Here is a 16,730-nt window from a genome sequence, read left to right as displayed (position 1 = left end):
TCAAGGCCCTGTATCCATGCCGTCGTTAGCGTAGGCGACGAACAGCCTTGAGCTCGGCACCCACCAACAGCGGATCCCACCCTATGCGCATCGCGTCCGGCACCAACAGGAAACAGGGCATCGCCGTCCTTGCGCTCGGCTTCCGGCCGTTTTTTCTGGCGGCGGGGATCGCCGCCGTACTGTCTGTCCTGGTCTGGCTGGCGATGTTGACGGGCCATTTCCCGCAGCCGGGCTATCTGGCGGGGCCGGCCTGGCACGCCCATGAGATGCTGTTCGGCTATCTGGCGGCCGTCATCGCGGGGTTCCTGCTCACCGCCGTACGCAACTGGAGCGGCATGGACACGCCGACCGGCCCGGCACTCGCGGGATTGGTCGCGCTTTGGCTTGCCGCGCGTCTGATGCCCTGGCTTGGACTGCCGCCGCTGCTGGTCGCGCTGACGGATGTCGCCTTCTTTCCGGTCCTGGCGTTCGCGCTGCGCCGGCCGCTCTGGTTTGGCCCCAATCCGGTGAACCGCGTGTTCCTGCTGCTGTTCGCCGGCATGACCCTCGCAAGTGCGCTGGTCCATCTCGATGTGCTCGGCATCCTTCCGGGCGGGGTGGCGCGGGGTCACCGCATGATGCTGGACCTGGTGATTCTGACGATGCTTCTGGTCTCGGGCCGGGTGATGCCCTTCTTCATCGAGCGCGGGATCGCCGGTGCCAAGCCCAAGAGCATCCAGTTCGTCGAGCGCCTGATCTTTCTGCTCGCCGGAGCACTCCTGATCGCGGACCTTATCCAGCCCCACGGTTCCCCGTCGGGCGCCCTCGCGATCGCGTTGGGCCTGGTGCTTCTGGTGCGGATCGCCGGCTGGCACGATCGACGGGTGTGGACAACCCCCATGTTGACGGTGCTCTATGTGGGTCTGCTCTGGCTCGCGTTCGGCCTGATCCTGGACGGGCTCCCCGCCTTCACCACCCTACCCGCCCGCGGCGCGCTGCACACCCTGACCATCGGGGCGATCGGCGTGGTGACGCTCGGGATGATGGCGCGGGTCGCGATCGGTCATACGGGTCGCGCGATGCAGGCCGCTCGCCTGACCATCCTCGCCTTCGTTCTGATCAACCTCGCCGCGGGCCTGCGCGGTCTCGCACCTCTGATGTACCCGGCCGGCTATCACGCCTGGCTGATGAGCGCCGGACTCTGCTGGATCCTCGCCTTCGGGCTCTTTCTCTGGGTTCACGCACCCATGCTGGTCGCGCCCCGGCCGGACGGGCGCCCGGGCTGATGCGGCCGCGGGGCATCGCTTGGAAACGCGATCACTCGGGCGTCGTGTCCGACGGCGTTTTGTTTGTCTGTCCACGCGTCGCCTTCTTCAACTGAGGCGCCGGACGGAGCTTATCGAGGATGTGCCCGAGGCTCAGGATCGGATGGGGCCAGAGCATCCGGGGGCCGGAATAGCGCATGACCTCGCGCACCCGCTCGCGCATCAGGGCGCTGTAGCAGTGCACCTCGCAGAGATTGCAGGCCGGCTTCTCTTCCTGGAAAGGACAGGTGTCGAGACGGCGATGCGCGTAGTCGAGCAAGGACACGCACTCGACGCAGAGTCCTTTGGGGCCGGGGTGATGATCCCGGCAGTAGATCGCCATCATGGCGGTGATGGTCTTCTTCTCGCGTGCAATGCGTCGGCCGAACGGCATTGGATTTCCTCGGGTACGGATGCAAAGCGGGGCCTCGACGATCAATCGTCCAGGATCGAGATGTAGGCGAAGATGTCGCGCAGTTCCTCGGCGGTGAAGGCCGCGAGCAGCTCCTCGGCATCCGGGTCGGACGGGTCATGGACACGCCTCTTGTCGATGTATTTGTCGACCTGGCGCAGCATGTACCCGGTGTACTGACCGGCCAACACAGGTACGGCATCGCGCTCGCGTCCCCGGCCGTCGCGGCCGTGGCAGGAGGCGCACTCCTTGTCGTAAAGGCGCCCGCCGGCAACCGTATCGCCCTCCGCGCGCGGGATCTGGACGATCTGTTTGGTGGCCATCAGCCGCTCGTAGGCGTTGAAATCAGGTGCGTTCTCGTCGACCGGCGGGAGGCGACTCGGCAGCTCGATCGCGGCGAGAAAGGCCGAGATATCGCGGATATCCGAGTCCGGCATCTGCCGGTGGTCCGTGTGCTCCACCATGGCGAGGTTCTCGCGCTCGCGCACTCGGAACAGGTCGAGCTGCCGTGCGATGAAAGCGGCGGGGAGACCGGCCAGCCGGGGATATTCGCCGTCCTTTCCGCCTTGGCCGTACTCGCCGTGGCAGCCGGCACAGACCTCGTTGATCTCGACGGCGTTGTCGAGGTCGGCGTCGGCGAACCGATCCTCGACCTCCTCGGCGAGCGCAACCGGCACGGCGAGCAGACAGCCGAGGACGAGGCCGAAGCATCGAGCAGCACGCGACCCGGTTCGACTCATATCCAGCTCTCCGGATAACGTCGGGTTGCCGGGATGTTGTTGACGATCAAGGCCACGCCCAACAGGATCAGCGGCCCGAGCGTCGCCGGAATCAGCACATAGACATAGCCCATCGCGTGGATCTCCTCCGAGCCCATGACCGCGATCAGCGCGGTTGCCCCGCCCGGCGGGTGCAGGGTCTTGCTCAGATGCATCAGCGCGATGGCCGTCGCCACGGCCACCGCTTGGGCCAGCCAGGGGTCTGCCGAGAGGAGCTTCCAACTGGTCACACCGACCAGCGCCGAGATGACGTGGCCGCCGACCAGATTGCGGGGCTGCGCCAATGGACTGCGCACCGCCCCGTAGAGCAGAACCGCGGATGCACCCAGCGAGCCGACGGTCAGGGTAAGATCGGTCCCCGAGAAGAACGCCTGATTGAGCCAACCAACCAGGCCGATCCCGAGGAATGCACCGATCCACGACCAGAAGACCTCCTGATTGCTGACTCGCGGCGGACTTCCGCGTGTGGTCCCGCGCATCTTTCGGACGTAGGCCATCAGGCTCAAGGCATTGCCTCCAATTGGCATGCGTACCGGAGACTCCGGTGCGACGGCAGGGCGGTTCGGGCGCGCGTCCGATCCGTTCCACCACCGCACCGAGCCCTTGACCGGGATTTGAATCTTGCCGCTCGGTCCGAACCTTGACCCATATCAAGCCGGGCATGAAATCTGTCGGCACGTCATACAACACAAACGGAGAGCGAGGCGATCGATGAACAGGGAGGACTCCCGTTTCGAGCAGACGGCACAGGAGACGAGCGACGACGACGATCGACTCTGGCCGAGCGCCGACTATGCCCGTCAGGTCGAGCGACTGCGCGAGGCCGTGGGCGGGACCGTCTATCTCGTCGAGCTCGAGCCCACCGAGATCCAACTCGGGATTCGCCAGACCGGGCAGCCCTTCGTCCTGCTCGACGTCCTGGAGTTTCCTCGACCGGATCCGGCTCGGGGTCTCGCACCACACCTGATCCTGCTCGACGACGGTCGCGGCGTGAATCTCGGTCGTATCGCACGCATCTGCCTGGAGCGGCCCTTTAGTCCGACACCCGAGCAGATCCTCTACCAGGATCGTCGGGCCACTCGAGAGCTCTTGTTCGCGGAGCGCCGCCTCTCCCCGGCCTTTATCGCCGAACGCTCGCAACAGCTCCTCGGACAGGTGCTCGGGATGGACGGCACGGCGATGCGCTCGGAGCAGTCACCGGTGCTCGGGCATCAGCCGAAACACGTCGATTGATCTGCCTCAAGGCGATCTGCGGATGAGCCACGCCTAATAGGCTCGGCCAGCGGCGCTGAAACCGATCATTGGGGGCATCAGGTGACAGAGAACCATCTTCATCTCTTTCAGGAACCGGACCACGCCGACATCGACGAGATCCGGGAGCTCGAACTTTCCGACGACGACATCCTGGATGCGATGCGGAAGATCCCGGGCTATATCGACATTACGACGACCGACTTCAGAACCATTTATCACCTCGCCCATGCCCATGCCGTCGAGCGCATGAATAGCCGCATGTGTGCGAGAAACCTCATGCGCTCGCCGATCCAACCGCTGCAGCCGACGACACCGCTTCACCAAGCGGCCGGATTGTTCGTCCGCCAAGGCGTCAAGGCGCTGCCGGTGGTCGTGGGCGGTGGTCTGGTGAGGGGGATCCTGACCGAGACGGATATTCTCAAGCGACTCGGAGCGGAGAGTTTTTTGGAGCTGCTTCCGCGATTGCTCGAGCAATGCGACCGACTCGCCCACTGCTGTCACGAAACCGCGACGAGCGCGATGATGACATCCCCGGCGATCTGCGTACCCGAGCACGCCGGCTTCTCGGAGATCATGTCCGCCTTCAAGAGCCACGGCGGGCGCAGCATGCCGGTCGTCGACGAGCGCGGTCGTCTCCTCGGGCTCCTGATGCGCAAGGATTTTCTCGCTGCCTGCCAACTCGATGTGCAGTCGATCCGATGAGGGGCGCTTGGCGCGACGCGAGGCGATTATCCGGAATGTTCCACGTCCTTAAACCGCACCCGGCGCGGTATGCGATGTTCTTGGATGGGATTCGTTAACCCCCTGCGGAAACGGAGACTCTGACCAAAGCCCCGATCGCTCTGGACAAACGCCTGAGAAGACCGAAAAAGGTCAGCCCCCAGGCTACGAGCGCGATGTAGACGGTGATCGCCGGGATCCAGGTCAGGCCGTCCAGCGGCAATGCCTTCGCCAACAACGAGGTGCTCGCCGTATACATGCCCAAGGGAAACACCGCGCCCCAGAATAACGGTGTGTAGACGATCGGCACGCGTCTGAGCCAATGCGTCCAGATCCCCAGGGCTATGAGGAGCGGTATCCACCAGGTCCCGGCGGCCCAAAAGAAGAGGGTGAAACCTTTGAGGAACGGAATCAGCTCGCCAAGCAAGCGCGATTCCTCGGCATGGAGAATCAGTGTCGCCCCGGCCTGCGTGGCGATCGCGGTCGCGCCCATACTGACCCAGTATGGCGGGGTAAAGCTCGCCGGCTCCAACTGCATGAAGGTCAAGCGATAGAAGACTAGCGCGATGATGTTGATATAGAGCATGCACCCCATGAAATAAAAGAACAGACCGAGAAAGAGCATCAGCTGCTGATACTCCGGAAAACCGGACGCGAGCATGGTGCCCAGTACGGCAATGGACTGCGTGGCAACCGATGCAATGAGCCACACACCGCTGAGGCCATCCGTCAAGGACGGCTTGCTCGGATGAACGATGATGGCGGTAAAAAAGGCATAGGTGATCAGGAGCCACAGGCATGCGCCGAAGATCCAAAGCCCGAATGCAAGGTCCTGCTTCCCCGTCAACGTGAGGATCTGTGCCCCCAGAACACAGGTGCCCGCAACGATCGTAAAATACCCCGGACCCAAGGCATGCGCCCTGAGATCGTCGAGGAGATGCGCGGGACAGACCAGGACCCGAATGCCGGTCATCAGCCACAAGACGCCGAAGGCCAGCAGGTTGACCCAGAGCAAGGGCATGGCGATCCAGTCGAGGCCGACCAGATCACACGCAATGGAGAGGATGCCCGTCGCCATGACCAATGAAAAGTAAGACGGCGGCAGCTTCTCGATCCAATACCGAGCCACGGTCGAGACGGCCTGCGAGCGCGTTGGAGATGCCATCGTTGCGCCGGCGCCTCGGATTCGGAGTGATGATCCCGCGGATCCCGGACGTCGCCGGACGGATGACCCGCGGTGCCGCAGCGCCGGACGAGTCGTCCTGCGGCGTTTGTCAGAGGTTCTTCGATGGGGTGCCGTTGCCACTGCACCGCACGCCGAGGGCCATACGGCGACCCGAGGCTATGCGGTCGCGGCGATCAGCGTCCGGCGATGCGCCGTTGCGGAAACACCTCCGACTCCAGGTAGGTGATCAGTGCCCAGATCTTCTCCGGGCCCAGATTCGCATAGGCGGGCATCAGCCATTCATCCTTGTTTCTCGGCAGCCCCGCGGCGATGCGATAGTAGAGCTGTGTCTCGCTCGATCCACCCTTGAGCGGCTCGGTACGCAGATTGCGCGTTGGCACAGTGCGACCCGCCGCGTCCGTTCGCAGCGCGGTCAGGACACCGTCGCCGGCGCCGGTCGGGCCGTGACAGACCGCGCACATGCCGGCGTAAAGCTCCTTGCCCTCCTTGATCATGGCGACCGTCGGCTCGGGTCGCGCCGGAACCTCGATCGTCTCGCCCGGCGTCGGTCGGTCCTTCCAGAACTGCTCGACCGTACGCACCAGCGAGTCGATCTGCCGCTCCGAGAGTGCCGCGAAACCGGGCATTCCGGAACCGGTCAGCCCGTGGACGATGGCATGCCGGATATCCTCGTCCGAAGCGACCCCGTTCGATGTCGAGATGAACTGAAAATGGCCTTCGGCGAGGTTTCTGGGAACGACGGAGAAGGTCGGAGAATTCGCGCCCGGACCGTCTCCGTGTCCCTGGAGACCATGGCAGCGCGCGCATTGGCTGACATAGAGCGGATAGCCTTCCAGAACCTTCTGCGCTTGACTCGAGTCCGGCCCCGTCGGCTCGACCGATGTCGCCGCATGCGCGGCTTGAACCAGGCCATCGCCTTTCGGACTAGGCAGGACGAAGGCGATGACGACCAAGACGCCGACTACACCTGCGGTCAGATAGGTCATATAGGACTTGTCGGTGACGCCTTTGAACTCCCAGCACCCCAACACCCAGCCGTTCTGGAACTTCTTCGCCGTCGTGCGCAAGACCTGATAGGGTCGCACCAGATAGTTGACCGGCAGCGTCCAGGCATGGATCAGCTTCGTGAAGGGGAAATAGGCCGCGAAGGCGAACGCGAGCAGGATATGGACCTTCGACAACAGCGGCGCGGATGCCATCAGCTCCGGCTGCGGTGAAAGCCGCCAAAGGCTGGCGAACCAAGGCGCTGCCGTATAGGAGACGCCCCAAATACGATCCCCCAACGCTTGATAGATGGCAACGCCCAGAATCGCGATGAGGAACAGATGCACGATGTAGTCATCGGGCTGACTCATCGCGCGCATCTCGGGAACAACAGTCCGCCTGATCAGTGCAATCACCGACCCGATGATCGCGACCAAACCACCGAGTGTCGCCAACCAAAAGAAGGCGCCGACCCAACTCCGCCACCCCAGCATCCCGCCGATCAATCCGGCGAGATGACCAAAGAAGACCAGGAAGATGCCCCAATGCAGAAGATGCGCGGCGAGTCCGAGGATGCCCTGGCCATGGAAGATCCCGCTCGCGCGGGTCGACATCCCGAACGGCCGATAGACCATCCGAATAAAGGGTACGACGAAGAAGAGCGTCAGTGCCACGTAGGGGAAGACACCCCAGATGACATAACTCGAAAACAGGATGTTGTTCATTGGCGCCCCCAACCGGTGGTGGACAGTTCAGGAGATGGCGAGAGCCCCGGCGTCGACGAGGTACCCTTGCGCACCGGGATCGTCGCTTGAACCTCCGGAGCGAGCCAGACGGGATCATCGGCGAGACGCTCCAGATCCTCCTCCGCGACAAACTCGAGCGCTTCCATCAGCAGGTCGTAGACGCTCTCGTACTTCTGCAGCGCTTTGCGCATCGCCGGGATGCCGGGCTGCAGGTATTGGTCTACGAAGCGGCGTCGCAGCCCGATACCGTCGCGTTCCGGATGCGCGCTGCTCACGGCCAGGAACTCGATCATCACCGGCAAAAAATCAGGCAGCTCGGTGATGGCGAGATCGAACCCGAAATGCTCGTAACTCGCCTTCAGCTCGATCATGTACTGATTGCGCCCGCAGGCACCGGCGCCCCGGCAGGAGTTGGGCTCCTCGTACATGTGCGACCCCAGGTAGAGCGGACAGGGCGGCGTCAGCTCCAGGGTGGCGGTGTACTCGTCGACGTTGTGCGCGGCTGGGGATGCCAGGAAACGCTCGATGCGCTCGCGCATCGGCGTCTCCGGGATGGCCTGGAGGAAGCGCTCCACCCGCCCGGCGTCCCGGACGGATGGATTGAGCAAAAGCTCTGCGATCAACCCGTACATGGCCCCGAGATCCCAGCCGGCCGACCCCGTCGAGACTGCTCCGGACGCACCCGGACCCGATACGTAGGCTTCGGTCGATTGGACTGCGCTCATGGTCAGCTCCCCACACCCATCTTGTTGCCGTGGAACGATGTGCGCCGCTTCGGACTCTGCTCGGGGGCGAGCAGGTCGTACCCGGTGAAACCACGCTCCAGGTAAGGCGCGTTGTCGGTGTCTTCCGTGCGCGAGGTCGCGATAACGAACCGTTCGTGGAAGTGCGCGAGCGAGAGCAGCCGATGCATATGCCGTGCTTGCTCGATCGTCAGTCCGACGGCCTTCAGGACGGTATCGTCGGTGCGACCCTCCACACGCTCCTGGCGACGGAACTCGCGCAATGCGAGCTGGCGCAGCAGGGCCGTCTCGACCAGCTTCGTATTGCCCGCAGCCAACAGTCGGGCCAGATATTCGATCGGAATGCGGAACTCCTTCAGATCCGGCAGCACCGTGCCGCCGTCGACCATATCGAGCGTGCCGCGATCATTCGGCTTGGCCGTTTGCACCGGACTCTCCGGGGGGATATAGAAGAGGCTCGGCAGCGTGCGGAACTCCGGATGCAGCGGCAGCGCGATCTCCCATTCCTTGACCATCTTGTAGACCGGCGAGCGGCGGCAGGCATCCAGCCAGTTGTCCGAGATGCCTTGACGCTTCGCCTCGGCAATGATCTCCGGGTCGAAGGGGTTCAGGATGATGTCGCGATGCCGATCCACCAACTCGTGCTCAGGCGCATTCGCCGTCTCGGCGACCCGATCAAGATCGTAGAGCAGCGGGCCGAGATAGCGAATACGACCCACGCACGCCTGGAAGCACATCGGCGGCTGGCCGGTTTCGAGCCGCGGGAAGCAGAGAATACATTTCTCCGACTTACCCGTGCGCCAGTTGTAATAGGTCTTCTTGTAAGGACAACCCGAGACGCAATAGCGCCAACCCCGGCACCGATCCTGATCGATCAGGACCACGCCGTCCTCTTCGCGCTTGTAGTTCGCACCCGATGGGCAGGAGCCTACGCACGCCGGATTCAGGCAGTGATTGCAGATGCGCGGCAGATACATCATGAAGGAGTTCTCGAACTTCAGAAGCGCCTGACGCGCCGCAGGCGTCATGTCCATGAAGTTGTAATCGAGCTTGCCCGTTCCCTCTTCATGGGTGCCGGCGCCATTGTCCTCCCAATTCACGCCGTAGGTCAGCTCGATGTCTTCCTCGCCGGTAATCTGCGACTTGGGGCGTGCGACCGGTTGCGAATACTTGGTCGGCTGCTCCGAATGAAGATCCTCGTAGGTGAAGGTGAAGGGGCCCTTGCCGTAATAGTCGTCCATCTGCGGCAGAACAGGGTTGTAGAAGAGGCTGATCATCTCCCAAAAGCGCGAGGCCTGATTCAGCTTGGGCGCATCCGCACCCGGATCCTCCTTCCAACCACCGCGGTACTTGTCTTGGTTCTCCCATTGCTTGGGATAGCCCGCACCCGGCTTGGTCTCGACATTGTTCCAGAACATGTATTCCGCGCCTTCGCGGTTGGTCCACACGTTCTTGCACGCAATGGTGCAGGTTTGACAACCCAGACACTTATCCAGGTTGAAGACGATACCCATCTGTTGCTTGATACGCATGGTTTATGCCCCGACGCTCAGCTGTGACTCTTGGTAAATGACCTTGCGACCGCGCGACTCCATCGGTTTCTTGCGGATGAGCACCACGCAATCGCGCTCCGATGGACTGGTCCCTTGGTAATTGAGCCAATAGGTCCAATTAGCGTAGCCGCCGACCATGGTCGCGGGGTTCATCATGATGCGGGTGGTGGCGTTGTTGTTGCCGCCGCGCAGATCGCTGGCCCCGCGTTCCCTTGCCAACGACGAGAAGGGTACGTTCACGTGACGCTCGGTCTGGTGATAGACGATCGACATGTCGCGCGGCACCGTATGGCTCACCACTGCTCGGGCGACCTGGATCCCGTTCTCGTTGAAGATCTCCACCCAGTCGTTGTCCTTCACACCGATATCGCGCGCGTCGTCGTCGTTGATCCAGACCGTCGGCCCGCCGCGGAACATGTTCTGCATCTGCCATGAATCGCCGAACATGCTGTGAATGCCCCATTTCTGATGCGGGGTGATGAAGCGGAACAGCTTCGCCCCTTTCATCTTGATGTCCTTCTGGGCCACGTCGCCGATCGACACCATGTCCACCGGCGGCTTGTAGACCGGGAAGTCCTCGCCCAGATCGCGGAACATGCGGTGGTCGTAATAGATCTCCTGTCGTCCGGTGAGGGTGTGGAAGGGCTTGAGCGCCTCGATGTTCAGCGTCCAGGGCGAATAGGTCCGCCCCTTGGTCTCGATGGCGGACCAATGCGGCGAGGTCAACGCCCGCCTCGGCTGAGAGATGAGATCGGGATAGTGGTAGGCGGTCTCCCGCTCATGCTCGACGATATGCGCAAGCGGCACGCCGCAACGCTCCTCGAGCTTCTTGAACATCTGATAGGACAGCTCGCCGTCGCTCTCGGGCGAGATCCGCAGGATCACCTCGCAGACCTTCGCGGCCGTTTCCATGTTCGGCCGGCCCTGCTTCTCGCCGACCAGATAGCTCTCCTTCATCTGCTCGTACGCCTCGGCGAGGTCGCCCTTGACCCCCTTGGCGCCGTAGCCGTTCGGCTTGGTGACCGCCGGACCCAACGTGGTGTACATGTCGTGGACCCTGGTGTAGTCACGCGTCACGACACTGACGTTCGGGAAGGTCTTGCCGGGAATCGGCTCGCTCTCGCCGGTCCACCAGTCGCGCAGCTCGCCCATGGGTTGCGCCATCTCGTCGGGCGTGTCCGTGCTCAGTGCCGTCATCACCAGATCCTCGATCGGATCGGGTAGATGGACCTTGGCCAGCTCGCTGATCTTCTCGGCGATGAGTCGGAAGGCCTCCCAGTCGTGCTTGGATTCATAGGCCGGGTCGTGTGCCGGCGTAAAGGGATGCAGGAAGGAATGCAGATCAGTGCAGGTCAGATCGAACTTCTCGTACCAGTGCGCGGTGGGGAGCACGATGTCGGAGTAGTTCGCGGAGGAGTCCATCCGCAGGTTGACGTTGTAGATGAGATCCAGCTTCCCGATCGGCGCGTTCTCGGTCCAGTCGATCTCGTTGACCATGTCCTTGGCGCGGGTCTCGCCGCCGAGCACATTGTTGTGCGTGCCGAGCATGTGCTTCAGATTGAGCTCATGCCCGCGCATGCTGGTACCGATGAGATTCCCGCGATAGATCCAGAGGACCTTCGGGTGGTTCTTGGGCGCATCCACATTGGGCAGGGCGAACTTGAGCTTGCGCTCCTTGAACTGCTGCGCGACCCATGTCTTCACATCGTCGAGGCTCTCGCACCCGGCCTTGCGCGCGTCCTGCATGACATCCGTGGGATTGCGCTCGTCGAACTGCGGGAAGAACGGCAGCCAACCGTTGCGCACCGCGACCGCGTTCATGTCTGCGGCATGATTGGCCTTGGCGGGCATCTCCTTGGCACGCGGCGCCCAGAGCGGATCCAGGCTCATGCCGTCGTAGCGCCACTGATCCGTGTGGAAGTAAAAATAGGAGGTGGAGTTCATCTGCCGCCCGACGTTGCCCCAGTCGGCCGCATTGCCGATCGTCCCGATGGCCGCCACGTTGCGGATCTTCTCGGTGCCCACGTAGTGCGCGAACCCGCCGCCGTTGCGCCCCTGACACCCGGTGAGGATCCCCATGACGGCCTCGGAGCGATAGGTCAGCGACCCGCCGTGGTACCAGTGCAGGATGCCCGAACCGGTGATGAAGAGGCACTTGCCTTTGGTCTTCTCGGCGGTGTCGGCCCACTCGCGCGCCACGCGGATCGCGAGGTTGCGGTCCACGCCCGTCTCCTGCTCCTGCCAGGCCGGGGTGTAAGCCTCCGAGGCGTCGTCGTAGTCCTTCGGGTAGCCCGAGCCGGAGAGACCGCGGTTCACGCCGAAGCTGGCGAGCAGCAGATCGTAGGCCGTGGCGACGCGCACCTTGGTGCCGTCCTTCTTGGTCAGAACGCGGCTCGGCACGCCACGGAGACTCTGCCTCGCCTTCTCGCCCCGCAGCGCCGTGGTCCCGAACTCGACGTTGAAGGTGTGCGTGAAGTCGGCGTACTCGACGATGACCTCTTCGAAGTCGCCGTCCATGAGTGTGAGCAGCGGATCGAACGGCTGGGCCGTCACCGCGTCCTCGTTCTTGAGGTTCCAGCGCCCGGTGTTCTTCTCCTCCCAACGGAAGCCCAGCGTCCCGCCCGGCAGACGCAGCTCGCCCTGTTTGTCGAAACAAGGCAGCTTCCAGTCGGCCAATTCTTCGTCGGCATAGGCGGCGACATCGCTGGCGCGCAGGAATCGACCGCTCGCGTAATGGTCGCCCTCCTCGTCCAGGATGACCAAGAAGGGCAGATTGGTGTATTGCGCCACATAGCTGTGGAAATACTCGGAACGTCGATTGACATGGAATTCCTGCAGGATGACGTGAATACAGGAAAGAATGAATGCCGTATCCGTACCGGGGCGCACCGGAACCCAAAGGTCCGCGAACTTGGTGACGTCGGAATAGTCCGGCGAGAGATTCACCAGCTTGCCGCCGTTGTATTTGTGCTCGGAGGCAAAATGGGCATCCGCCGTGCGGGTCATCGGCAGGTTCGAGCCCATCACGATCCAATAGGCGCTCTGATACCAGTCGGCCGATTCATGCACATCGGTCTGATCGCCCCAGATCATCGGCATGACGTGCGGCAGATCGTGATACCACTCGTAGAAGCTGAGCATGGTCCCGCCGAGCAGATTCGACAGGCGATGACCGGAGAGGAAGCTCACCATGCTCATCGCCGGAATCGGCGAGAAGGATGCCAGGTGGTCGGCGCCGTGCTCCTTGATGGTGTAGATCTTCGCCGCGGCGATGATCTCGGTGGCCTCGTCCCAGCTCGTGCGACGCCAGCCGGCCTTGCCGCGGGCGTTGCGGTAGGCTTTGGAACGCTCGGGGTTCTCGACGATCGCGGCCCAGGCGGCGATCGGATCCTTCCCGGCTTCGCGCTCGGCCCTCCAGAAGTCGAGCAGCACCGCGCGGACGTAGGGATATTTCGGACGCACCGGACTGTAGGGATACCAGGACGCCGAGATCCCGCGCTGGCAGCCGCGCGGCTCGTAGTTGGGCGTCTCGTCGTTGATCTGGGGCCAGTCGGTCTTCTGCAGCTCCCAGGTGATCATGCCGTTCTTGACGAAGACCTCCCAAGAGCAGGAGCCGGAGCAATTGACGCTATGGCTCGTGCGCACCGACTTGTCGTATTGCCAGCGGCGGCGATAGAAGTCTTCCCATTTGCGCGGCTCGTCGAGCTCGCGGAACCAGCGGGAGCCACCGTTGCCGTTGCCGTCGTCTTTGGTCTTGCTCATTGCTGTTCTGCCTCTTGGGTTTCCGGTCCGACTTGAGTACCGGTTTCGCTGGCATGGGCCAGCCCGAAAGCCTTGACGAACGGGCGGAAATCGCGGACCGTCCCGTAGATCGCCACCACCGCATTGCGCCGCTCGTCGTAGACGAGGTTCACCGCCTCGGATCGACCGATCGGATGGGGGACCGCGTTGTTGTCGTGGTCGACCCAGTCCTCCTTCATCGCCTGCATGGAGACGTACAGCAGCCCGCCGTCGCGATGGGCCTGCCACCAGACGCGGTAATCCCACTCGCCCACCTTGATCTCGTGTTGACTGGTCTTGGCTTGCGGATCGTGCGGATCGATATCCCATTGCAGGACGGGAATACCGATGTCGTAGTCGATGGATTCACGCGGGCCGCTGAGCGGATTCGGACCGCCCGGCCGATAGCCGGCTGCGGGCGCAACGTCATGGCGTCCGAGCGCGATGGCGAGCAGATCCGGCTCCGGCAGCTCGCCTTCCTCCAAGAACTCGGCCTGGAGCGGCGTCATGAGTCTGCTCATCGTCGCGCTCGGGCCTTCGGGCTTCTTGCGGAGCTCCTTCGCGAGGTCTTCGGCGCTGCGCAGCGGCACATCCGGGACGAAGGGCGCGATCCGACGGATCTGCACGTCCGCGAAGTCCGCGCGTTGAAGCACATCGCGAATCTGCCGCTCCATGGTGGCCACCTTGGTCTCGTCGCGCGTGTCGGGCTTGAACTCGACCTCCACCATCGGCCCGATGGCGAGAATGTCCCCGACAAACCCCGAGGCGATGATGTCGCGCGAGAAGCCGGGGTACTTGACCTCCCGGAGCAACTCCCGCACGCGCTGCGACTCCTCGTTGATCATGGTGTTTTCACTCCTCATCCTCCGTTCTCAGGGCCGCCCGTCTTGATGCGGCGGTCTCTGCTGTTGTCTCCGAGCGATTTACTCGGATTGAGGGGCTCGTACGCAGAGCCATTCAGCAACGGGTATGCCAGAGGGAAATCGAGACGTGCGGGAGCTGTGCTCGGAATCGGAGCGGTGTTGCTAAAGAGGGATTTGAGTGTAGCGGATCTTACTGATTTCAATTGTGAAAACAGGCATGGACGGATATCGGTCGAGACCAGTGGAAGGCGTTTTGGAAGGACGGAAGGGGACCCAAGTCATCCCCACCATCGGTCGGCCTGGGTTCAGAGGAAGCGCCGGTCGGCGAGACAGATTGTCCCGTCGCTCATTGCCGTCCGGTTCAATGTGTCTCGGCGACAGGGACAAGACGAGCATGGTTTGGAGGCGACGATCTGGCTCCCGGCAAGCGCGTGCTGAAGGCGATCGCAGTCAGGCTTGCGGAGAAAACACACGACGCAAACCGCGCTGGGCGCGGTTTAGACGCCGAGGAAGGTCATCTTCGAGTGTGTCGGCCGACGACGGTCAGTCGCCGTAGTGGGTTCTGGCGCACACGACGATGACGACGAGCTCATCATCCTGAATGCTGTAAAGGATACGATCCTGGTAGCTCAATCGGGCCGAATAGTATCCCTTGAGCGGTCCCGCCAAGCGCTTTGCAGAGTGCGGATCGACCGCGAGGCGATAACGGACGATGTCCGTTATTGTTTTCCCGTGCAGTTGTCTTCGACGCCGAACAACACGAATTCCCCGCCGGGACGCCTGTGTGGTTTCGGCGCCGAGCGGGATGCGGGGGGTCGGATCCTCGCGCTCGGCGTGGATTCCATGGACCAATGAGAGGATCATTTGGGCTTCGCCGCCTTGGCGGACGAGATAAATCGGGCGCGGCAGTCAGTGATCGGCCCCGGCTGATCGCAAGATAACGAGGGGACCAGGCATGTACATCGGCAAGGTGATCCTGAAGAACATCCGCGGCTTTGCCGATCTGGAGTTCGACCTCGCGCGGCCGGATGGCAGTTATGGCGGCTGGACGGTCTTCACCGGCGACAACGGTTCCGGCAAGAGCACCTTGCTGAAGGCGATTGCGCTCGGACTTGCGGGTAAGGATGCCGCGCGCGCCTTGCAGCCGAGCTTTCGCGGCTGGATTCGCGACGGAGGTGACGGCGAGGCATCCATTCAGCTGGAGATCATCAGAAGCAGCGAGGACGACGCCCTCGCGACAGGCGGTCGCGCTCCATCGGCCTCTCGTAGCTTTCCGGCAAAGCTGGTCCTGAAGAACGGTGGCCGGGAAGTGATGCTGCAGTCGGCCATTCCGGACGAGAAGCAGAATCAGAGAAACGACTCCACCCCGGAACGGACCATCTGGGCTAGCGATGCGAAGGGCTGGTTCTCCTGCGGCTATGGCCCATTCCGTCGTGTCTTCGGCGCCTCCCCCGAAGCGGCGCGCCAGATGGTGGCCCCTTCCACCGAGCGCTTCGTCACCATGTTTCAAGAGGCGGCGTCCTTGGCCGAGGTCGATCAGTGGCTGCGTAACCTCAACCACAAAGCGCTTGAGAAGAAAGCCGCAGAGAGTGCCCAACTGGAGCTTCTGCTGGAGATTCTGAGGGATGAACTGATGCCGAATCAGATCACCATCGATCGCGTGGACTCGGATGGGCTCTGGCTGAAAGATCGGAACGGGGTTCAACTCTCTTGGGAGGAAATGAGCGACGGCTACCGTGCCGCCCTAGCTCTGCTCACCGACATCCTGCGCCATCTAATCAATGCCTATGGCATCGATGACCTGAAAGAACGCCTGGACGGAAAGCTCCGGATCAAGCGCAGCGGGGTCGTGCTCATCGACGAGGTCGATGCCCACCTGCACCCGGAGTGGCAACGGGAGATCGGCTTCTGGCTCAAGCGACACTTCCCCAACATCCAATTCCTGGTCACCACCCATAGTCCCATCATTTGCCAGGCGGCCGATCCCAACGGCCTGTTCGTGTTGCCCGAGCCGGGCAGCGCTGCACCACCGAAGGCGCTCTCAGAGAAAGACTACAACACCGTGATTGCCTCGCGGCCGGATACCATCCTCCTAACACCGGCCTTCGGCCTGCAAAATACGCGCTCGCCACGCGCAGTAGCCGGCCGCGCCGAGTTGGCCGGTCTACAAGCCAAGCGGCGGGCAGGGGCAAAGCTCACCAAGGACGAACAAACTAAAGAACAACAGCTTGAACTCTTCGCAACCGGCGATGAGGAGCCCTGACGGATGCGTCGGGTCACACGCAGCGCCCTTCCTGTCGCAACTCAGAAGGCACTGGATCGGCATCAGGAGATGGTCAACCAAGCGCGGGCCGATGGCACCTTGAACGTCGAAAGACAATGGAAGGGTGCGCGCAAGACCAAGTGTTGTTTCCCATCCTGATCCGC

Annotated in this window: 14 protein-coding genes; 4 read left to right on the top strand and 10 right to left on the bottom strand. The window is 62.7% G+C overall.

The window, feature by feature from the left end; translation table 11 throughout:
- The first annotated feature begins 83 nt into the window (after positions 1–83).
- The gene (locus BDD21_RS19140; RefSeq protein WP_120798516.1) at positions 84–1,265 is read left to right on the top strand and encodes an NnrS family protein; all 1,182 of its coding nucleotides are present in this window, start codon (positions 84–86) and stop codon (positions 1,263–1,265) included.
- Positions 1,266–1,296: 31 nt separating this feature from the next.
- Here the strand turns inward: BDD21_RS19140 and BDD21_RS19135 are convergent, their stop codons facing one another.
- The 3 genes from BDD21_RS19135 to BDD21_RS19125 are packed head-to-tail and all read right to left on the bottom strand — an operon-like array spanning position 1,297 to position 3,001.
- Positions 1,297–1,677 carry a nitrous oxide-stimulated promoter family protein gene (locus BDD21_RS19135; RefSeq protein ID WP_120798515.1) on the bottom strand — a complete coding sequence of 127 codons (381 nt, stop codon included), beginning with the start codon at positions 1,675–1,677 and terminating at the stop codon, positions 1,297–1,299.
- A 41-nt stretch (positions 1,678–1,718) separates the two neighbouring features.
- Positions 1,719–2,435, bottom strand: coding sequence for a c-type cytochrome (locus BDD21_RS19130; RefSeq protein ID WP_120798514.1), 717 nt, complete (start codon positions 2,433–2,435; stop codon positions 1,719–1,721).
- Positions 2,432–3,001, bottom strand: a complete 570-nt coding sequence (locus BDD21_RS19125; RefSeq protein WP_245969691.1) for an HPP family protein — start codon at positions 2,999–3,001, stop codon at positions 2,432–2,434. The genes BDD21_RS19130 and BDD21_RS19125 overlap by 4 nt, the downstream gene beginning before the upstream one ends.
- Positions 3,002–3,185: 184 nt before the next feature.
- Here BDD21_RS19125 and BDD21_RS19120 point away from each other — a divergent pair, with 184 nt between their 5' ends.
- Together BDD21_RS19120 and BDD21_RS19115 are read left to right on the top strand one after the other, a co-directional pair.
- Positions 3,186–3,707 carry a hypothetical protein gene (locus tag BDD21_RS19120; RefSeq protein ID WP_211335101.1) on the top strand — a complete coding sequence of 174 codons (522 nt, stop codon included), beginning with the start codon at positions 3,186–3,188 and terminating at the stop codon, positions 3,705–3,707.
- A gap of 81 nt (positions 3,708–3,788) precedes the next feature.
- The gene (locus BDD21_RS19115; RefSeq protein ID WP_120798512.1) at positions 3,789–4,430 is read left to right on the top strand and encodes a CBS domain-containing protein; all 642 of its coding nucleotides are present in this window, start codon (positions 3,789–3,791) and stop codon (positions 4,428–4,430) included.
- Positions 4,431–4,524: 94 nt separating this feature from the next.
- Here the strand turns inward: BDD21_RS19115 and BDD21_RS19110 are convergent, their stop codons facing one another.
- The 7 genes from BDD21_RS19110 to BDD21_RS19080 form a co-directional block, all read right to left on the bottom strand.
- Entirely contained in the window at positions 4,525–5,613 is a 1,089-nt protein-coding gene (locus BDD21_RS19110) for a tellurite resistance/C4-dicarboxylate transporter family protein (RefSeq protein ID WP_120798511.1), read from the bottom strand.
- A gap of 194 nt (positions 5,614–5,807) precedes the next feature.
- The gene (locus BDD21_RS19105) at positions 5,808–7,343 is read right to left on the bottom strand and encodes a respiratory nitrate reductase subunit gamma (RefSeq protein ID WP_120798510.1); all 1,536 of its coding nucleotides are present in this window, start codon (positions 7,341–7,343) and stop codon (positions 5,808–5,810) included.
- Positions 7,340–8,089, bottom strand: a complete 750-nt coding sequence (locus BDD21_RS19100; protein WP_147431150.1) for a nitrate reductase molybdenum cofactor assembly chaperone — start codon at positions 8,087–8,089, stop codon at positions 7,340–7,342. The genes BDD21_RS19105 and BDD21_RS19100 overlap by 4 nt, the downstream gene beginning before the upstream one ends.
- Before the next feature lie 2 nt (positions 8,090–8,091).
- Complete coding sequence (narH, locus tag BDD21_RS19095) at positions 8,092–9,639, bottom strand: nitrate reductase subunit beta (protein ID WP_120798508.1); 1,548 nt, start codon at positions 9,637–9,639, stop codon at positions 8,092–8,094.
- Between the two features lie 3 nt (positions 9,640–9,642).
- Positions 9,643–13,422, bottom strand: a complete 3,780-nt coding sequence (locus tag BDD21_RS19090; protein WP_120798507.1) for a nitrate reductase subunit alpha — start codon at positions 13,420–13,422, stop codon at positions 9,643–9,645.
- The gene (locus BDD21_RS19085; protein ID WP_120798506.1) at positions 13,419–14,285 is read right to left on the bottom strand and encodes a hypothetical protein; all 867 of its coding nucleotides are present in this window, start codon (positions 14,283–14,285) and stop codon (positions 13,419–13,421) included. The genes BDD21_RS19090 and BDD21_RS19085 overlap by 4 nt, the downstream gene beginning before the upstream one ends.
- Positions 14,286–14,846: 561 nt before the next feature.
- Positions 14,847–15,167: a type II toxin-antitoxin system RelE family toxin gene (locus tag BDD21_RS19080; protein ID WP_120798505.1), complete on the bottom strand. Its 321-nt coding sequence runs from the start codon at positions 15,165–15,167 to the stop codon at positions 14,847–14,849.
- A gap of 91 nt (positions 15,168–15,258) precedes the next feature.
- On the opposite strand from BDD21_RS19080, the gene BDD21_RS19075 reads away from it, so the two are divergent.
- Positions 15,259–16,566 carry an AAA family ATPase gene (locus BDD21_RS19075; protein ID WP_120798504.1) on the top strand — a complete coding sequence of 436 codons (1,308 nt, stop codon included), beginning with the start codon at positions 15,259–15,261 and terminating at the stop codon, positions 16,564–16,566.
- The last annotated feature ends 164 nt before the right edge of the window (positions 16,567–16,730 follow it).

The organism is Thiocapsa rosea, assembly GCF_003634315.1.
In the GTDB taxonomy this organism is placed as follows: Bacteria; Pseudomonadota; Gammaproteobacteria; order Chromatiales; family Chromatiaceae; genus Thiocapsa; species Thiocapsa rosea.
The sequence above is the reverse complement of the archived record's forward strand: the minus strand, read 5'-3'. Positions and strand labels throughout refer to the sequence as shown.

What these genes read in the sequence shown, in the direction of transcription:
- BDD21_RS19140 (WP_120798516.1), top strand. Translation starts at nt 84, where the DNA reads ATGCGCATCGCGTCCGGCACCAACAGGAAACAGGGCATCGCCGTCCTT.
- BDD21_RS19135 (WP_120798515.1), bottom strand. Translation starts at nt 1,677, where the DNA reads ATGCCGTTCGGCCGACGCATTGCACGCGAGAAGAAGACCATCACCGCC.
- BDD21_RS19130 (WP_120798514.1), bottom strand. Translation starts at nt 2,435, where the DNA reads ATGAGTCGAACCGGGTCGCGTGCTGCTCGATGCTTCGGCCTCGTCCTC.
- BDD21_RS19125 (WP_245969691.1), bottom strand. Translation starts at nt 3,001, where the DNA reads ATGCCAATTGGAGGCAATGCCTTGAGCCTGATGGCCTACGTCCGAAAG.
- BDD21_RS19120 (WP_211335101.1), top strand. Translation starts at nt 3,186, where the DNA reads ATGAACAGGGAGGACTCCCGTTTCGAGCAGACGGCACAGGAGACGAGC.
- BDD21_RS19110 (WP_120798511.1), bottom strand. Translation starts at nt 5,613, where the DNA reads ATGGCATCTCCAACGCGCTCGCAGGCCGTCTCGACCGTGGCTCGGTAT.
- BDD21_RS19105 (WP_120798510.1), bottom strand. Translation starts at nt 7,343, where the DNA reads ATGAACAACATCCTGTTTTCGAGTTATGTCATCTGGGGTGTCTTCCCC.
- BDD21_RS19100 (WP_147431150.1), bottom strand. Translation starts at nt 8,089, where the DNA reads ATGAGCGCAGTCCAATCGACCGAAGCCTACGTATCGGGTCCGGGTGCG.
- narH (WP_120798508.1), bottom strand. Translation starts at nt 9,639, where the DNA reads ATGCGTATCAAGCAACAGATGGGTATCGTCTTCAACCTGGATAAGTGT.
- BDD21_RS19090 (WP_120798507.1), bottom strand. Translation starts at nt 13,422, where the DNA reads ATGAGCAAGACCAAAGACGACGGCAACGGCAACGGTGGCTCCCGCTGG.
- BDD21_RS19085 (WP_120798506.1), bottom strand. Translation starts at nt 14,285, where the DNA reads ATGATCAACGAGGAGTCGCAGCGCGTGCGGGAGTTGCTCCGGGAGGTC.
- BDD21_RS19080 (WP_120798505.1), bottom strand. Translation starts at nt 15,167, where the DNA reads ATGATCCTCTCATTGGTCCATGGAATCCACGCCGAGCGCGAGGATCCG.
- BDD21_RS19075 (WP_120798504.1), top strand. Translation starts at nt 15,259, where the DNA reads ATGTACATCGGCAAGGTGATCCTGAAGAACATCCGCGGCTTTGCCGAT.